This is a genomic window from Kitasatospora sp. NPDC001095 (genome assembly GCF_053598615.1).
Window position 1 is genome coordinate 67,211 of the sequence record NZ_JBSFKQ010000017.1, and the last position, 16,791, is coordinate 84,001.

The window sequence follows — 16,791 nt, forward strand, 5'->3', positions numbered from 1 at the left end:
GTCGCTCGTCGGGGGCCTCAGCGGCCGCCGGCGGCCTTCAGGATGGAGGCGACGGCCGGCCCGGCCGCGTCCACGCCGTGGCCGCCGCCCTGCACCTCGGCGGCCACCGCGAGGTTGCCGCGGTAGGCGGTGAACCAGCTGTTGGTGACGTCGACCCCGGCGACCTCGGCGGAGCCGGTCTTGGCGCCCGCGTTGTCGGTGATGCCGGCCATCACGTCCCTGGCGGTGCCGCCGGTGGCGGTGGCCGCCATCATCGCCTTCAGCTTGGCGTCCACGTCCGGGGAGAGCGGGCGGGCGGCCTTCTGCTGAGGCAGCTCGGCGACCAGGATCGGCTGCTTGAACTCGCCGCTCTGCACGGTGGCGGTGACCGAGGCGATGGCCAGCGGGTTCATCTGGACCTTGCCCTGGCCGATGTAGTTCATGGCCTGCTCGTCCTTGCTGCCCGGAGTCGGCGGCACCTTGCCGTCGGTGTTCGGCAGGCCGGTCTTCCACTCCAGGCCGATGCCGAACACGTCCTTGGCCGTGCCGGACAGCGTCTCGGGCTTGAGACTGGTCAGGCCCTGGTCGATGAAGGCGGTGTTGCAGGACATCATGAAGTCCTGCTGGAGGGTGTTGGTCGGGAAGGCGCCCGGGAACGAGTTCGGGATCGCGTGCGGGTTGCTGCTCTTCTCCGGGCAGGCGACCACGGTGTCCGGGTTGACCCCGGCCTCCAGCAGCGCCGCCGAGGTGACGATCTTCATCGTGGAGCCCGGCGCGAGCAGCCCGAGGAAGGCCCGGTTCTGGCCGGTGGCCGGCGAGTTGGCGAAGGCCAGCACCTGGCCGGTGCTCGGCTCGATCGCCACGACGGAGCCGGGCTTGCCGGCCAGGTCCGTCATCGCCTTCTCGGCGGCGGCCTGGAGCGTGTTGTCGATGGTCACCTTGAACGGCTTGCCGGGCTTCGGCTCGACGATGGTGAACAGCTTGTCCACGGCGCCCTTGCCGGCCGGGTCGGTGATCACCACCGCGGTGCCCGCGTCCTGGTCCTTGGCCGGGTCCGGCGGCAGCAGCTTGTTGGCGTTGTCCTGGAGGGTGGTCATCAGCGTCGTGGTGAGCGAGGCGCCCTGGATCGGCTTGCCGTTGCGGTCCACCACGGTGGACGGCGGGGCGAAGACCGGCTGGACGGAGATGGTCTCGTTGCCGGACAGGTGCGGGTGGATCACCGACGGCGCCCAGTGCACGGCCGGGGTGTTGTCGCTCATCTTCACGACGCTGAGGAAGCCCTGGTAGTCCCAGGCCCGGTTGGTGCCCGCGAACTCGGCGCGCGCCTTGTACGACATCAGCGTGCCGGTGGGCCCGGGCGTGGCCGACGGCGAGTCGCCGGCGCCCGGCGTGCCGGCACCCGGCGTCGCGGAGGCCGAGGCGGACGGCTTGGCGGCCGGGGCGGGGGTGCCGGTGGCGGCGGAGAAGACCTGCTGGGTGGTCGGGCCGAACGGGGTGAGGGTCAGCGCGCTCGGCTTGACCTGGTCCTTGAAGGCGGTGAGGGCGGTGGTGGCCGCGGCCGGGTCGTCGGTGAGCGAGGCCGCCTTGGCGATGTCGCCGGCCGCCCAGGCCGTCAGGAAGTCCTTCATCCCGGCAGCCGCCTGCTCGGCCGACGGCGGCTCGGCGAGCACGGTGCGCGGCTTCTTGCCGCCGGAGCCGTCGGAGCCGCTCATCAGGCTGTACGCGCCGTAGCCGCCGCCCGCGAGGACGGCGATGGACACGCCGGTGATGATGCCGATCTTCGCGCCACTGCGCATGGTGCAGGTCCCCCAGGGGTCTCGCGGCCGGGCGCAACCGGCCGGGGCCGGAAACGCGGTACCCCCCCACCCTAGGCAGCGCGGATCGGTGCGCCGGCGAATCGCCCGGCACTTGTGACGGATCTGGTACGTGCCGTACACCGCATACGGACGATTCGTGGGAACCCGGTGCGCGCCGGGCCAGCGGTCAGATCCAGCTGTTGAACCACATCCGGCGGCGCCAGTCCTCCAGCGGGATGGTCTGCCCGGTGAACAGCGGGAAGAAGAAGAGGAAGTTCCAGACGATCAGCAGGATCAGCAGGCCGGCCGCGGTGGAACCGAAGATCCGGCGGTCCCGGGAGGCGCCGGCGGGGCCGATCAGGGCGCCGATCAGCATCGTCACCGCGAGCACCAGGAACGGGACGAAGACCACCGCGTAGAAGAGGAAGATCGTCCGCTGCTGGTAGGCGAACCAGGGCAGGTAGCCGGCGGCCAGGCCGCAGAGCAGCGCGCCGGCCCGCCAGTCCCGCCGGGCCGCCCAGCGCCACAGGCAGTAGGCCAGCGCCACGACGCCCGTCCACCACAGCAGCGGGGTGCCGATGCCCAGCACCTCGCGGGCGCAGTCGGCGGCGGTGCAGCCGGCCTGGCCGTACTTGGGGGACTCGTAGAAGAAGGACACCGGTCGGCCCAGCACCAGCCAGGACCAGGGGTTGGACTGGTAGGTGTGCGGGTCGCTCAGGCCGACGTGGAAGTCGTAGACCGTCGAGTGGTAGTGCCACAGTGCGCGCAGGGCCTCGGGTATCCACGGGAAGTCGGTGGAGCGGCCGACCGCCCAGTCACGGCCCCAGCCGCCCTGGCCGGGGGCGGTGCTGCTGGCGAACCAGCCCCACCAGGAGGCGATGTAGACGGCGACCGAGACCACGACGACCGACACGAAGGCCGGCACCACGTCCCGGGCGAGCACCGCCACGAAGGGGCGCGGGGCGCCGGCCAGGCGGCGGGCGCCGACGTCCCAGAGCACGGTCAGCAGGCCGAAGGCGGCCGCGACGTACAGGCCGCTCCACTTGGTGGCGCAGGTCAGGCCGACGCAGACGCCGGCCGCGATCCGGTACGGGCGCCAGCCCAGGTTCAGCCGCTGGGCGAGCTCGGCGTTCTCGACCCCGCCCAGCCTCGCGGCCAGCAGCGCCCGGGTGCGGTCGCGGTCCAGCAGCAGGAAGCCGAAGGCGGCGAGGGTCCAGAACATCACCACCAGGTCGAGCAGGGCGGCCCGGCTGAGCACCAGGTGCAGGCCGTCCACCGAGAGCAGCAGGCCCGCCACGCAGCCCAGCAGCGTGGAGCGGAACATCCGGCGGGCGATCCGGGCCACCATCAGCACCGAGAGGGTGCCGAGCAGGGCCACCGCGAACCGCCACCCGAAGGGGTTCATGCCGAACAGCTGCTCACCCACGCCGATGATCCACTTGCCCACCGGCGGGTGCACCACGTACGAGGGCGTCGCCCGGTACGGGACGGCAGCGCCGGGTGTCATGATCGTGGTGTTGGCGTCCTCCGGCCAGCTGATCTCGTAGCCGCCGTGCCAGAGCGCGTAGGCGTCCTTCGCGTAGTACGTCTCGTCGAAGATGATCGCGTGCGGCTGCCCGAGGTTCGTGAACCGCAGCAGGCCGGCGAACACCGCCACCGCGATCGGCCCGAGCCAGCCCGCCCAGCGGCAGAGGAAGACCCACAGGCCCTGCGGCAGCGAGACGCCCATCCGCAGCAGCAGCGGCGACTGGGGCACGTCCCCGGGCGTCACCCGCGGGCCGTCCGGCATCGGCGGCACCAGGCGCTCGGCGAGCGGCGCGGCGGGGCGGGCGGTGTAGCCGTACCGGGCCAGGCGCTCGCGCCAGCCGGCGGGTCCGTCCTGCGGTGGACGGGGGGACGGCAGGCCGACGCCGCCGTACGCGGAGTGGTCCGTACCAGTGGGCGTCTGCGCCGCCGTGTCGCCGTTCATCCGCCACATCGTAGGGGCGCTCTTCGCACGCGTGTCCGCTCCCTCGGAAGCTGACCGAATCGTCACCAAAAGCCCCGGGCGCGCGGCAGCTGCGAGGATGGGGACCGTGACAGGAGTACTCGTTCTCGCAGGCACCCCCATCGGCGACGTCTCGGACGCCCCGCCCCGACTGGTCGACGAACTGGCCACGGCGGACGTGATCGCGGCCGAGGACACCCGCCGGCTGCGCCGGCTCACCCAGGCACTCGGGGTGACCCCGGCCGGGCGGGTGGTCTCCTACTTCGAGGGCAACGAGGTCGGCCGCACCCCCGAACTGGTCGAGGCACTGCTCGGCGGCGCCCGGGTGCTGCTGGTCACCGACGCCGGCATGCCCTCCGTCTCCGACCCCGGCTACCGGCTGGTCGCCGCCGCGGTGGCCGCCGACGTCAAGGTCACCGCGGTGCCCGGGCCCTCGGCGGTGCTCACCGCGCTCGCGCTGTCCGGCCTGCCGGTGGACCGCTTCACCTTCGAGGGCTTCCTGCCGCGCAAGAGCGGCGACCGGGCCCGGCAGCTCGCCTCGATCGCCGCCGAGCCGCGCACCATGGTCTTCTTCGAGGCGCCGCACCGGATCGCCGAGGCGCTGACGGCGATGGCCGAGGCGTTCGGGCCGCAGCGGCCGGCCGCCGTCTGCCGCGAGCTCACCAAGACCTACGAGGAGGTCAAGCGCGGGCCGATCGGCGAGCTGGCCGCCTGGGCCGCCGACGGCGTCAAGGGCGAGATCACCGTCGTGGTCGCCGGCGCCCCGCCGGCCGCGCCGCAGGAGCTGACCCCGGCCGAGCTGGCCCGGCTGGTGGCCGTCCGCGAGGAGGCCGGGGAGCGCCGCAAGGAGGCCATCGCGGCCGTCGCGGTGGAGCTCTCGCTGCCCAAGCGGGAGGTCTTCGACGCGGTCGTGGCGGCGAAGAAGGAGGGTCTGGAGAACGCCCCCGGAAAGGCGCCGGGAAAGTCCCCGGGAAAGTCCCCGGGAGGGGCTCCGGGAAAGGAGTGAACACCGGGGGTTGCGTTGCTCACGGGGAGTCGTACCGTGGAGAGAAGGCCCCGGTAAACACCCGCTGAGCTGAAGCTTCGGTCGCGGTTCCCGGTCTCGGGGAGGCCCTTCGTATAGGGCTCCCCAACCCGCATCCAAGTCTTCACAAGTGGGGCGTCGGCCGAGGCGGTCCGGGCATTCCCTGGAAAGGAAAGACCCAGCCGGACGAGCGTCCGGCGGGCGCTGGGAGACGGCCATGAGCGATGTTGTCGGTAGCCCCCGCAGTGGCAGCGCACTGAGCACGGCCGGTCTGGCCGGCCGGCCGCACACTCCCGTCGAGACCGTACGGGAGGCCTACTCCTTCGCGTGCCTGCGCTGCGGGTACGGCTGGGAGCAGGCGTACGACATCGAGCACCACGTGGCCAGGGACGGCCACGTCGTGTTCGAGTACCACGCCAACGGCGTCCGGGTGCCGTCCCCGCTGCTCAAGCCGACCTGCCCGGGGTGCGGCGGCCACACCGTGCGGATCATGCGCGAGGGCCGGGTCGCCTCCGCCGACCAGCCCTGGCAGCACGCCCCCGGCTACCCGGCGCACGCCGAGCCGGCCGGGACGCCCCCGGTGGCCGAGCCCGTCCGGCCGCGCGGACGCTGGGCCCGGTTCTGGTCGCGGCTCCTGGGCTGACACCGGGGTGACGGGACGGTCCGCCCCCGGCCGGGGAACAACTCGGTCGAGGGCGGTCCGCGCGCCCGACTAAGCTTTCCGACCATGGCGGCCACTGCAGACCACAGCACCACCGGGGCGAACGCCCCGGCGTACTACGTTTCCACCCCCATCTACTACGTCAACGATCGCCCCCACCTGGGCCACGCGTACACCACCGTGGCGGGCGACGTCCTCACCCGCTGGCACCGCCAGCGCGGCGAGAAGGTGTGGTACCTGACCGGGACCGACGAGCACGGTCAGAAGATCATGCGGACCGCCGAGGCGAACGGCGTCAGCCCGCAGGAGTGGTGCGACAAGCTGGTCGAAGAGGCCTGGAAGCCGCTCTGGGAGCACCTGGAGATCGCCAACGACGACTTCATCCGCACCACCGAGGAGCGGCACACCGCCCGGGTGCAGGAGTTCGTCCAGGACCTGTACGACAAGGGCGAGATCTACAAGGGCGGCTACTCCGGCCCGTACTGCGTCGGCTGCGAGGAGTTCAAGCTCCCGTCCGAGCTGCTCGACGGCGCGACCGCGGACGAGAAGCTCTGCTCCGTGCACAAGCGGCCGGTCGAGTGGCTGGAGGAGGAGAACTACTTCTTCCGCCTCTCCGCCTACGGCCCGCAGCTGCTGGAGTTCTACGCGGCGAACCCGGACTTCATCCAGCCCGCCTCGGCCCGCAACGAGGTGCTGCGCTTCGTCGAGCAGGACCTCAAGGACCTCTCGATCTCCCGCTCCACCTTCGACTGGGGCGTGCCGCTGCCCTGGGACGAGAAGCACGTCCTCTACGTGTGGGTGGACGCGCTGCAGAACTACATCACCGCGGCCGGCTACGGCAGCGACCCGGAGCGCTTCGCCGAACTGTGGCCCGCCTCGGTCCACCTGGTCGGCAAGGACATCCTCCGCTTCCACGCCGTCATCTGGCCCGCCATGCTGATGGCCGCCGGGCTGCCGCTGCCCAAGCGGGTCGTGGCCAACGGCTGGCTGATGGTCGGCGGCGAGAAGATGTCCAAGTCCAACCTGACCGGCATCGCGCCCACCGACCTGACCTCGCACTTCGGCGTGGACGCGTACCGGTACTACTTCCTCCGGGCGATCCCGTTCGGCACCGACGGCTCGTTCTCCTGGGAGGACTTCACCGCCCGGTACACCTCCGAGCTGGCCAACGACTTCGGCAACCTGGCCTCCCGGGTCGCCGCGATGGTCGGCAAGTACTTCGACGGGGTGCTGCCGGAGGCCACCGCGGCCGGCGACGCCGAGCAGGCCGTCGCGGACGGGCTGACCAGGGCCGCCGAGACGGCCGACCGGAAGATCGGCGAGGAGCTGGACTTCGCCGGCGGCATCGCGGCGATCTTCGAGTTCGTCAAGCAGGTCAACGGCTACCTCACCGAGCAGGAGCCCTGGAAGGTCGCCAAGGACGACTCGGCCGAGGGCCGGGCCCGCCTGGCCACCATCCTCTACACCGCCGCCGAGTCGCTGCGCGCCACCGCCGTGCTGCTCAACCCGGTGATGCCGTCCACCGCAGAGAAGCTGTGGGTCTCGCTGGGCGCCGAGGCCGCCGGGCTCGGCGCGCTCTCCGCCCAGACCGTCGCCACCGTGGCCGACTGGGGCCGACTGCCCGCCGGTGCCACCGTCACCAAGGGCGAGATCCTCTTCCCGCGCCTCGAAGAGAAGCCGACCGCCTGACATGGCCGCCAAGGACGACGCCCGGTCGACCCCGCCGCCACTGCCGGAACCCCTGGCCGTGGCGGTGGCCGACTCGCACACCCACCTCGACATGCAGTCCGGCACCCCGGCCGAGGGCCTCGCGAAGGCCGCCTCGGTCGGGGTCACCACGGTGGTCCAGGTGGGCTGCGACGTGCCCGGCTCGCGCTGGGCCGCCGAACTGGCGGCGCAGTACGAGCAGGTGCACGCGGCCGTCGCCCTGCACCCGAACGAGGCGCCGAGGATCTTCCTCGGCGACGCGGACGGATGGTCCGGGCAGCAGCGGCTCGCGGGCGGTCGGGCGGCGCTCGACGAGGCGCTCGCCGAGATCGACCGGCTCGCCGCGCTGCCGCAGGTGCTGGCGGTCGGCGAGACCGGCCTGGACTACTTCCGCACCGGGCCGGAGGGCGTCGAGATCCAGAAGGAGTCGTTCCGCCGCCACATCGAGATGGCCAAGCGGCACGGCAAGGCCCTGGTCATCCACGACCGGGACGCCCACGAGGACGTCATCGCCGTCCTGCTGGAGGAGGGCGCCCCGGAGCGGACCGTCTTCCACTGCTACTCCGGCGACGCCGAGATGGCGAAGACCTGCGCCGAGCACGGCTGGTACCTCTCCTTCGCCGGCCCCGTCACCTTCAAGGCCAACCAGCCGCTGCGCGACGCCCTGCTCGCCACCCCGCTGGACCGGATCCTGGTCGAGACCGACGCCCCGTTCCTCACCCCGCACCCCTACCGCGGCCGCCCGAACGCCCCGTACCTGATCCCGGTCACGGTGCGCTCGATGGCCGCCACCCTGGGCCTGGCCGAGGACGAGCTGTCCGCGGCCATCGCGGAGAACACGGCGCGGGCCTTCGGGTACTGAGCCGGGGGGAACGGGCGCCGCGCCTCGGTGCCGTTCCCGGCCGAGATCGACCTCGCCGAGGCCGTCGACCTCCGAGGGCCCCGGCGCCCGTATCCTTGGCGCGTGAGCAGCACCGACCCCACCCCTGACAGCCGCCCCCAGCCTCCGGCCGGGGGGACCCCCCTGCTGGGCAGCGCCGACATCCGGGAGCTGGCGGCCGCGTTCGGCGTGAAGCCGACCAAGCAGCGCGGGCAGAACTTCGTCATCGACGGCAACACCGTGCGGCGGATCGTCCGGGCCGCCGAGGTGACGGAGCAGGACGCGGTCGTGGAGGTCGGGCCCGGGCTCGGCTCGCTCACGCTGGCGCTGCTCGAGGTGGCGCGGCACGTCACCGCGGTCGAGATCGACCCGGTGCTGGCGCAGCACCTGCCGGACACCGTCGCGGCCCGGATGCCCGGCAAGGCGGACGCCTTCGACCTGGTGTTCAGCGACGCCATGGAGGTCACCGAACTGCCCGGGCCGGCGCCCACCGCGCTGGTCGCCAACCTCCCGTACAACGTCGCGGTGCCCGTCCTGCTGCACATGCTGGCGACCTTCCCCAGCATCGAGCGGACCCTGGTGATGGTGCAGAGCGAGGTCGCCGACCGGCTCGCCGCCAAGCCGGGCAACAAGGTGTACGGCGTCCCGTCGGTCAAGGCCAACTGGTACGCCGACGTGAAGCGGGCCGGCGCCATCGGGCGGAACGTCTTCTGGCCCGCCCCCAACGTCGACTCCGGGCTGGTCTCACTGATCCGCCGCGAGCCGCCGAAGACCAGCGCCAGCCGCGAGGAGGTGTTCGCGGTGGTCGACGCCGCGTTCGCCCAGCGACGCAAGACCCTGCGCGCCGCACTGGCCGGCTGGGCCGGCTCCGCCGCCCGGGCCGAGCAGGCGCTCGCGGCCGCCGGGATCGACCACAAGCTGCGCGGCGAGATGCTGACGGTGGAGCAGTTCGCCGCGATCGCCGAACACAAGCCCGCCGAGGACGCCGCGTGATCACCGTACGGGTACCGGCCAAGGTCAACGTCCAGCTGGGGGTCGGCGGGCTGCGCGCCGACGGCTTCCACGACCTGGCCAACGTCTTCTTCGCCGTCGCCCTCGGGGACGAGGTCACGGCCGCTCCGGGGGAGGGCGTGACGCTGAGCTGCTCCGGCCCGGACGCCGCCGTCGTCCCGCTGGACGACAGCAACCTCGCCGCCCGCGCCGCCCGGCTGCTCGCCGCCCACCACGGCATCGCCGACCCCGGCGTGCACCTGCACATCGCCAAGGCCATCCCGGTCGCCGGCGGCATGGCCGGCGGCAGCGCCGACGGCGCGGCGGCACTGGTCGCCTGCGACGCGCTCTGGCAGCTGGACACCCCGCTGCCGGTGCTGCTGGAGCTGGCCGCCGAACTCGGCTCCGACGTGCCCTTCGCCCTGCTCGGCGGCGTCGCACTCGGCCGCGGCCGGGGCGAGATCCTGGAGCCGCTGGCCGTCGAGGGCACCTTCCACTGGGTCTTCGCGGTCGCCGAGGGCGGCCTGTCCACCCCCGCCGTGTTCCGCGAGTGCGACCGGCTGCGCGAGGAGGCCGGCACCGGCTCCAGCGACACCGACGTCCCCACCCCGGACGCCGACCCGGCACTGCTCGCCGCGCTCGCCGAGGGCGACACCGTCGCCCTGGCCGCCGCGCTCGCCAACGATCTCCAGCCCGCCGCGCTCTCGCTGCGCCCCGCGCTCGCCGCCACCCTGCGGGCCGGCACCGAGGCGGGCGCGCTCGGGGCGATCGTCTCCGGCTCCGGGCCGACCTGCGCGTTCCTGGCCAAGGACGCCGAGGCCGCCGCCGCGGTGGCCTCGGCGCTGCGGGCCTCCGGCACCTGCCGGGCGGCGCACGCCACGCACGGGCCGGTGCCGGGCGCGTCCCTGGTGGGCTGAGGACGGTTCGTGGCGGGCGGCGCCTGGTGGCCGGGTCGGTGGACGGGGTCGTGGCGGGGGCGGGGTCGGCTCGTGGCGGGATGACGCGGTGAAGGCGCTCCGGCGGGCCCATTAGGCTGGGGAGATCGGGGTGTCCCCGACAAGGGGAGCGCGACCGCCGAGCGGCGGGCCGCCCCGCGACCGCCGAACCCAGGAGCGCAGCACACGTGGCCGTCAACCTCGCCACCATCGAGTCCGTCACGAAGGTCTACGGCACCCGCACCCTGCTGGACGCGGTCAGCCTGGGCGTCAGCGAGGGCGACCGGATCGGCGTCGTCGGCCGCAACGGCGACGGCAAGACCACCCTGATCCGGATGCTCGCCAAGCTGGAGGAGCCCGACGGCGGCCGGATCACCCACTCCGGCGGACTCCAGATGGCCGTCCTCACCCAGCACGACTCGCTGGACCCCCAGGCCACCATCCGGCACGAGGTGATCGCCGACCGGGCCGACCACGAGTGGCTCGGCGACGCCCGGATCCGCGACATCATCGAGGGCCTCTTCGGCGGCCTCGACCTGCCCGGCTTCGCCGACGGCCTGGACACCGTCATCGGCCCGCTCTCCGGCGGCGAGCGCCGCCGGATCGCCCTCGCCAAGCTGCTGCTCGGCTCGCCCGACCTGATCGTCCTCGACGAGCCCACCAACCACCTCGACGTCGAGGGCATCAACTGGCTCGCCGAGCACCTCCAGAAGCGCCGCTCCGCGCTGGTCTGCGTCACCCACGACCGCTGGTTCCTCGACCAGGTCTGCACCCGGATGTGGGACGTCCAGCACGGCGAGGTGCACGAGTACGAAGGCGGCTACTCCGACTACGTCTTCGCCCGCGCCGAGCGCTCCCGGATCGAGGCCGTCGAGGAGCAGAAGCGCCAGAACATGGCCCGCAAGGAGCTGGCCTGGCTGCGCCGCGGCGCCCCCGCCCGTACCTCCAAGCCGCGCTACCGGATCGAGGCCGCCAACGCCCTGATCGCGGACGTGCCGGAGCCGCGCGACAAGTCCGAGCTGATGAAGTTCGCCAACGCGCGGCTCGGGAAGACGGTCTTCGACCTGGAGGGCGTGACCGTCAAGGCCGGCCCGAAGCTGCTGCTGGAGAACATCACCTGGCAGCTCGGCCCCGGCGACCGGATCGGCCTGCTCGGCGTCAACGGCGCCGGCAAGACCTCGCTGCTGCGCGCGCTGCGCGACGCGTACGCGAGCGAGGGCGACGTCCAGCCGGCGTCCGGCGTCATCAAGGTCGGCAAGACGGTCCGACTGGCGTACCTGTCGCAGGAGGTCGCCGAGCTGGACCCGGCGACCCGGGTGCTCCAGGCCGTCGAGCAGATCCGCTCGCGGGTCGACCTCGGCAAGGGCCGGGAGATGAGCGCCGGCCAGCTGTGCGAGCAGTTCGGCTTCGGCAAGGACAAGCAGTGGACGCCGGTCGGCGACCTGTCCGGTGGCGAGCGGCGCCGGCTCCAGCTGCTGCGGCTGCTGATGGACGAGCCCAACGTGCTCTTCCTGGACGAGCCCACCAACGACCTGGACATCGAGACGCTCAACCAGCTGGAGGACCTGCTCGACGGCTGGCCTGGCTCGATGATCGTCATCAGCCACGACCGCTTCTTCATCGAGCGCACCACGGACACCGTCCACGCGCTGCTCGGCGACAAGAAGATGCGGATGCTGCCGAACGGCGTCGACGAGTACCTGGAGCGCCGGGCCCGGATGGCCGCCGCGGCTCAGGCCGCGGCTCCCTCCGCCGCCGCGGCCGCGCCGGCCGACACCACCGCCGCCGCGGCCGGGCTCTCCGGCGGGGACCTGCGGGCGGCGAAGAAGGAGATGCAGAAGCTGGAGCGGCAGATCGCCAAGCTGGACGAGAAGGAGTCCAAGCTGCACGCCCAACTCGCCGAGCACGCCGCCGACTTCTCCAAGGTCGCGGAGCTGGACACGCAGCTGCGCGCGGTGCGGGAGGAGAAGGAGGAGCTGGAGATGAGCTGGCTGGAGCTGGCCGAGCAGGTCTGATCGCGGTCACCCGGCTCTGATCGGGGTCGCCTGGGTCCGATCGAGGTCGCCCCGCTCTGATCGGGGTCGCCTGGCTCTGTCGGGGTCACCCCGCTCCGATCGGAGTCACCCGGCGGGCCGGTTGCCCAGGAGCGTCTCCAGCTCCTGGGCCGCACGGCCCAGTGCGCTGCGCGTCGGGTCGTGCGGGGCGGCCGGACGGTCCGTCGGGGCCGGCGGGGCCGTCGGTGGGCGGTGCGCCCGGGCGGCGGCGGTCAGTTCGTCCAGCGCGGTCCGCACCCGGTCGACCTCGGACGGGTCCGGCACCCGGCCGCCGTACCGGATCTGCGCGGCGAAGGCCGCCACCGCGCCGCCCAGCCGCTCCAGCGCCGCCGTCGCCGGCAGCCACCGCTCGGCCAGCCGGCCGGTGGGCGGCGGCTCGGCCAGGCCCTGCCGCACCTCGCGGCGGGCGTCCGCCAGTGACCGGTAGGCCGTGCGGCGCAGCCACACCTGGGCGTTGCCGGCGTGGGTGCTGCCGTTCCGGAGAGTGGTGTCGAGGACGGCCGCGTCGAGGACGACGGCGTCGAGGTAGGCCCGCAGCGCGGTCGTGGCCTCGACCAGCCGGGGCTCGATCCGGTGGCGCGGCCGCTCCGGCCACAGCAGGTAGCCGAAGAGCAGGACGATCGCGCTCGCCAGCACGGTGTCCAGGACCCGGGGCCAGAACTCGGCGGCGCTGCTCTGCCCGCCGAGCTGGAGCAGGACCAGCGCCATCGGCGTCATCACCACGGTGTTCAGCCCGTAGTGCGCCGCCGTGGCGTACGGGAGCAGGGCCACGCAGCCGGCCGCCATCGCCGTCAACGCCCACTCGTCGGTGGTGACCATCAGCAGCGCCGCGGTCACGGCCACCCCGAGCACCGTGCCCACCGAGCGACTCACCGCGCGCAGGAACACCGAGCCGAGGTCCGGCTTGAGCACGAAGGCGATCGTCATCGGCACCCAGTAGCTCTTGCTGAGCGGGAAGTTGGCGGTGACCGCCGAGCCGACCGCGATGCACAGCGCGACCCGCAGGCCGTACCGGACCGAGCCCCGGGACAGCAGCCGCGCCCGCAGCCGCCAGGGGTCCGGCGGAGGCGCGGGGGCGGTGCCGATCCGGGTGTCGCGACCGGCCACGGTGTCGGCGGCGGCACGCAGGGCCACGTCCAGGGCCTGCCGGGAGGGGGTGTCGGGCCGCCAGTCGGGCACGGCGACCTCGCCGCCGCCCTGCCGCACCGCGGCGGCCAGCCGGGCCGGCACCTCGGCCACCTCCGGCGGGACGGGGCGGCGCGCCCACAGCAGACCGGTCGCGGCCTCGGTGGCGGCGAGGGCGGCCTCGTACATCCGGCGGCGGCGCTCCTGGCGGTCCCGGTGGTCCCGGCCGCTCCGGCGGCCGGTGTTGCTCGTGCGACTGGTGCGGATCGTGCGACTGGTGCGGTTCGTGCGACTCGTGCCGAGCAGGTCCTGGAGCTGGTTCAGGCGGGCCGTCAGCACCTGGCGCGAGGCCGCCGCCCGTGGGCCGCCCAGGTCGGCGAGGGTACGGCCGAGCGCCTCGTACGCGGCGGCCAGCGCCCGGTTGCACGGATCCCCGGCAGGCCGGTTCGGCGCCGCCGAGGGCAGCAGCCCGAGCAGCACCACGAACGCGGCCCCGACCAGCATCATCGGCGGCGCCGCCCACCACGGCCGCGGCAGCGGCATCCCACTGCCCAGCGCGGCCGACACCAGCAGCAGCATCCCGGCCGCCGAACCGCGCGGACCCGTCGCGCTCAACGCGCCGGAGGCGAAGGCGGTCAGCGTCAGCGTGACCCCCAGGCCCACGCCGTCCGCGCCGGTGTGCTGGAGGGCGGTGCCGATCAGCATGCCGAGCGCGGAGGCGAGCACCGCCGTCCCGATCCGGGTGGCCCGCAACCCGCCCGGCTCGACCCGGTCGTTCATCGTCGCGTGCATCGCCCCGAGCCCGGCGAACACCCCCAGATCCAGCCGGTGCGCCACCAGCCCCACCGCCAACGGCAGCGCCATCCCCACCGCCGCCCGCACCATCAGCGCCACCGGCAGCGGCGGCCGCGCGGGCCGCGCGGCACGGGCCCACCAGGGGGAAGGGGAGGCGTCGGAGGAGCTCACGCGGTCACGTCCGTTCTGCGGCCTTGGGTCGCTGCTGTGCGACATTGCGCGGCAGATGGGGCGTACCGGGTCAGTCTACCCAGGGCTGCCGCGGCGCCTCGTACGTGTCAAGTTCGTACCGATCGCGTACGGGCGGGCCAAGGGCCCTGCCGGTCCGACAGGGGGGGTGACTACGATGACGGAGGAGTAGCCCGTCCACAGGGCGGTCGGCGTGCCGACCAGGACGGCGCGAACCAGAAGTTGACGGTGTGTTGCGGCACGCGGCCGCCCGGGACGCCCGGGCGCGGCCGGCCGTATGGGGGAGAGGTGAACTGCTGTGGCAGGAGCTAACGGGGACGGGTCGGGGACGCCTGCACCGGCGAACCCTTCGGGGGACGCGACGCCGTTCATGCTGGACCAGAAGATCACGTTGCCTTGGGGCGGTGGGATCAACCTCGCGCCCATCGTCAGCACGGTGCAGACCAACGTCAGCGCCGGCGACCTGGTGGCGGCCTTCGGCAAGCAGGACGTCAAGGTCGAGCTCGACACGCTCACGACGTTCGCGGGGAAGGTCGAGGCACTGCTCGCCGCGATGGACGGTTCGGCCGCGGCGCCGTACAAGCTCCAGGAGCAGAAGCTGACGGGCAAGAGCTTCGCGAGCGCGGAGTTCGCCGAGGCGACGGCCCTGACCAGCGCCTACGAGAAGGTGCACGCCCAGCTCGTCCAGCTGCACAAGGACTTCGTGTCGCAGATCGAGGCGATGAAGAACGCGGTCATGAAGTCGGCGAGCGCCTACTCGACCAACGAAGACCACACGACGGCAGCCCAGAACGCGGTCGCGAAGGGTGTGGGCGTCACCGCGCCGGCGACCGGATCAAGCGCTGGCACCGGGAACTTCTGATGGCAGTCGGTGGAGGCGGTTCACGGGGAAACGGGGAGTAGGCAGTGTCAGACGGAACGAACTTCGAAGCGATCGACCACTCTGGGCTCAAGGGCATGGTCACCGGCGCCGAGCCGTCGTTGGTGCTGGACCGTGGCAACAAGCTCCAGGACGCCGGACGCGTTCTGAAGGAGCTCAGCCAGGCGCTCAAGTCGCACATCGGCAACATCACTTGGGAAGGGCCGGCCGCCGAGAGCTTCAAGACCTGGGCAGGCAACCTCCAGCAGTCGGCCGAGCTGCTGGGCAACTACTCGGCGGGCGCGGGCGGGGCCATGCACCAGGCCGGCGAGGCACTCAGCCTGGCCAAGTCCGCCGTGCCGGACGTGCCGACCGGTGACATCGCCACGGTGAACACCCGGAAGCACCAGGGCGCGCCCGACGCTGCGGCCCAGACGTTGGCCAACTTCACGCTGGAGGGGCCGACTCCCGCGAATCTCGACTCGATCATGAAGAAGCGCAATCCCGGCACGTGGGTCACCGCGGCCGAGGCTGATGCCGCGGCGCAGCGTGTCTACAAGGCGCACCAGGAAGCCATCCACCAGATGGAGAAGCTGGGGCAGGCGTACGCCGCCGCGGCGACGACGCTGAACGGGCTCGGCGCCGACCTGGCTCTGCCGGGGACGCCCGCACCGTCGAATCAGAACGACTCCACGGCGATCTCCCCAGACGGCGGGAGCGGTGGCGGTGCCGGCTCCGGCGGCTACGTCCGAAACCCGCGGGCGGGCGGCGGCAGTGTCGGCGGGTCCAACCCGGGCGGCGGCGAAATCTATGGCGGCGGAAAGGTCCTGCCCCGGGACCCCGGCTCCGGAGGCCCCGGCCCGTCGAACCCGGGCAACACCCCGCCTCCGCCGCACGGTGGCGGCGGCCAGGTGCCGCCCGCGCCGCAGGACCCGGGGACCTCGATCCCGCCGTACCACCCGTCGGACCCGGTGAACCGTCCGGGCACCGACCTCAACAGCCTGCCCCCCTCGCCGACGCTGCCCACCCAGACCGGCCCGTACGGCCCCGGCGGCGGCCACCTGCCCACGGACGGACCGACCACCCTTCCCGGCTACCCGAACGGGCCGGGAGGTTCGAACAACGGGCCCGGTATCCCCGGCGGCGGCCCGGTCCCGGGCTTCCCCACCGGAACGGGTGGCGGTTCCGTCCCGGCCAAGGGTGGCGGCAGCGGCTTCGTCCCCAACAAGGGCGGCGGCCAGATCCCGGCGCGTACGACCCAGTTCGGCGGCGGCGCGGGGCAGGCGAAGGGCGGCAACCCGGGGCTGCCCAGCGGAACGGTCTTCGGCGCCCGTGAGGCGGGGGCCGGCGGCGGCCGGGTCGGTGGGGCGACTGGCATGGGCGGCGGCATGCATCCCGGCATGGGCGGCGCCCACGGTGGCGCTGTCGGCGCTGGCGGCGGCTCACGCGCCCGGGGCCTGTCCTCGACCACCGGTGGCACGGTCGGCGGCCGCAAGGGGCCGACGGCCGGAGGGGAGTTCACTCCGGGCGGTACCGGCCTGCGCAACCGCGCGGCGGGCGCTGCCGAAGGCGGGTCCCTGTCCAGGCAGAACGGCATGATGGCGCCCGGAACGGCGGGCCACGGAGGCCGGAACGAGCGCGACCGCCGCAAGCGGGCCGACTACCTGCACGAGGACGAGGAAACCTGGACGAGCGGTACCCCGCACAGCAACCCGGACGTGGTTGAGTAGGACGGCAACGACTGCCCGGCCACTGGGCTTCCCCAGTGGCCGGGCAGGCTTGTTCGGGGCGCGCTTCCCGGTCGACGGAG

The 16,791-nt window shown here is 73.3% G+C and carries 12 protein-coding genes; 9 read left to right on the forward strand and 3 right to left on the reverse strand.

Annotated features, from left to right (window positions below; genetic code table 11):
• Positions 1 to 17 precede the first annotated feature (17 nt).
• Together ACWDBB_RS17370 and ACWDBB_RS17375 are read right to left on the reverse strand one after the other, a co-directional pair.
• A complete protein-coding gene (locus tag ACWDBB_RS17370) occupies positions 18 to 1,775 on the reverse strand; it encodes a penicillin-binding transpeptidase domain-containing protein (RefSeq protein ID WP_449790399.1) in 1,758 nt (585 codons plus the stop codon).
• Positions 1,776 to 1,962: 187 nt separating this feature from the next.
• The gene (locus ACWDBB_RS17375; protein ID WP_449790400.1) at positions 1,963 to 3,753 is read right to left on the reverse strand and encodes a dolichyl-phosphate-mannose--protein mannosyltransferase; all 1,791 of its coding nucleotides are present in this window, start codon (positions 3,751 to 3,753) and stop codon (positions 1,963 to 1,965) included.
• Between the two features lie 97 nt (positions 3,754 to 3,850).
• On the opposite strand from ACWDBB_RS17375, the gene rsmI reads away from it, so the two are divergent.
• From rsmI to ACWDBB_RS17410, 7 genes are all read left to right on the forward strand, one after another.
• Positions 3,851 to 4,768 (forward strand): 16S rRNA (cytidine(1402)-2'-O)-methyltransferase, encoded by a 918-nt coding sequence (gene rsmI / locus ACWDBB_RS17380; RefSeq protein ID WP_392874024.1) that lies wholly within the window; start codon positions 3,851 to 3,853, stop codon positions 4,766 to 4,768.
• Positions 4,769 to 5,003: 235 nt separating this feature from the next.
• Positions 5,004 to 5,429, forward strand: a complete 426-nt coding sequence (locus ACWDBB_RS17385; protein ID WP_449790401.1) for a hypothetical protein — start codon at positions 5,004 to 5,006, stop codon at positions 5,427 to 5,429.
• Between the two features lie 84 nt (positions 5,430 to 5,513).
• Entirely contained in the window at positions 5,514 to 7,136 is a 1,623-nt protein-coding gene (gene metG / locus ACWDBB_RS17390; protein ID WP_449790402.1) for a methionine--tRNA ligase, read from the forward strand.
• 1 nt (position 7,137) lies between these two features.
• A complete protein-coding gene (locus tag ACWDBB_RS17395) occupies positions 7,138 to 8,016 on the forward strand; it encodes a TatD family hydrolase (protein ID WP_449790403.1) in 879 nt (292 codons plus the stop codon).
• Between the two features lie 102 nt (positions 8,017 to 8,118).
• Positions 8,119 to 9,027 carry a 16S rRNA (adenine(1518)-N(6)/adenine(1519)-N(6))-dimethyltransferase RsmA gene (gene rsmA, locus ACWDBB_RS17400; RefSeq protein ID WP_449790404.1) on the forward strand — a complete coding sequence of 303 codons (909 nt, stop codon included), beginning with the start codon at positions 8,119 to 8,121 and terminating at the stop codon, positions 9,025 to 9,027.
• Complete coding sequence (locus ACWDBB_RS17405; protein WP_449790405.1) at positions 9,024 to 9,941, forward strand: 4-(cytidine 5'-diphospho)-2-C-methyl-D-erythritol kinase; 918 nt, start codon at positions 9,024 to 9,026, stop codon at positions 9,939 to 9,941. Before rsmA ends, ACWDBB_RS17405 begins: the two co-directional genes overlap by 4 nt.
• A 206-nt stretch (positions 9,942 to 10,147) precedes the next feature.
• On the forward strand, positions 10,148 to 11,974 hold the full coding sequence (locus ACWDBB_RS17410; RefSeq protein ID WP_449790406.1) for an ABC-F family ATP-binding cassette domain-containing protein: 1,827 nt from the start codon (positions 10,148 to 10,150) through the stop codon (positions 11,972 to 11,974).
• Between the two features lie 105 nt (positions 11,975 to 12,079).
• Here the strand turns inward: ACWDBB_RS17410 and ACWDBB_RS17415 are convergent, their stop codons facing one another.
• Positions 12,080 to 14,104 (reverse strand): FUSC family protein, encoded by a 2,025-nt coding sequence (locus ACWDBB_RS17415; RefSeq protein WP_449790407.1) that lies wholly within the window; start codon positions 14,102 to 14,104, stop codon positions 12,080 to 12,082.
• A 388-nt stretch (positions 14,105 to 14,492) separates the two neighbouring features.
• Between ACWDBB_RS17415 and ACWDBB_RS17420 the strand changes: the two genes are divergently transcribed.
• Both ACWDBB_RS17420 and ACWDBB_RS17425 read left to right on the forward strand, forming a co-directional pair.
• Positions 14,493 to 14,984: a hypothetical protein gene (locus ACWDBB_RS17420; protein WP_449790408.1), complete on the forward strand. Its 492-nt coding sequence runs from the start codon at positions 14,493 to 14,495 to the stop codon at positions 14,982 to 14,984.
• A gap of 44 nt (positions 14,985 to 15,028) precedes the next feature.
• Complete coding sequence (locus ACWDBB_RS17425; RefSeq protein WP_449790409.1) at positions 15,029 to 16,711, forward strand: WXG100 family type VII secretion target; 1,683 nt, start codon at positions 15,029 to 15,031, stop codon at positions 16,709 to 16,711.
• Positions 16,712 to 16,791: the final 80 nt, after the last annotated feature.

Coding starts and splice junctions, on each gene's coding strand:
- ACWDBB_RS17370 (WP_449790399.1), bottom strand. CDS start 1,775: ATGCGCAGTGGCGCGAAGATCGGCATCATCACCGGCGTGTCCATCGCC.
- ACWDBB_RS17375 (WP_449790400.1), bottom strand. CDS start 3,753: ATGTGGCGGATGAACGGCGACACGGCGGCGCAGACGCCCACTGGTACG.
- ACWDBB_RS17385 (WP_449790401.1), top strand. CDS start 5,004: ATGAGCGATGTTGTCGGTAGCCCCCGCAGTGGCAGCGCACTGAGCACG.
- metG (WP_449790402.1), top strand. CDS start 5,514: ATGGCGGCCACTGCAGACCACAGCACCACCGGGGCGAACGCCCCGGCG.
- ACWDBB_RS17395 (WP_449790403.1), top strand. CDS start 7,138: ATGGCCGCCAAGGACGACGCCCGGTCGACCCCGCCGCCACTGCCGGAA.
- ACWDBB_RS17420 (WP_449790408.1), top strand. CDS start 14,493: ATGCTGGACCAGAAGATCACGTTGCCTTGGGGCGGTGGGATCAACCTC.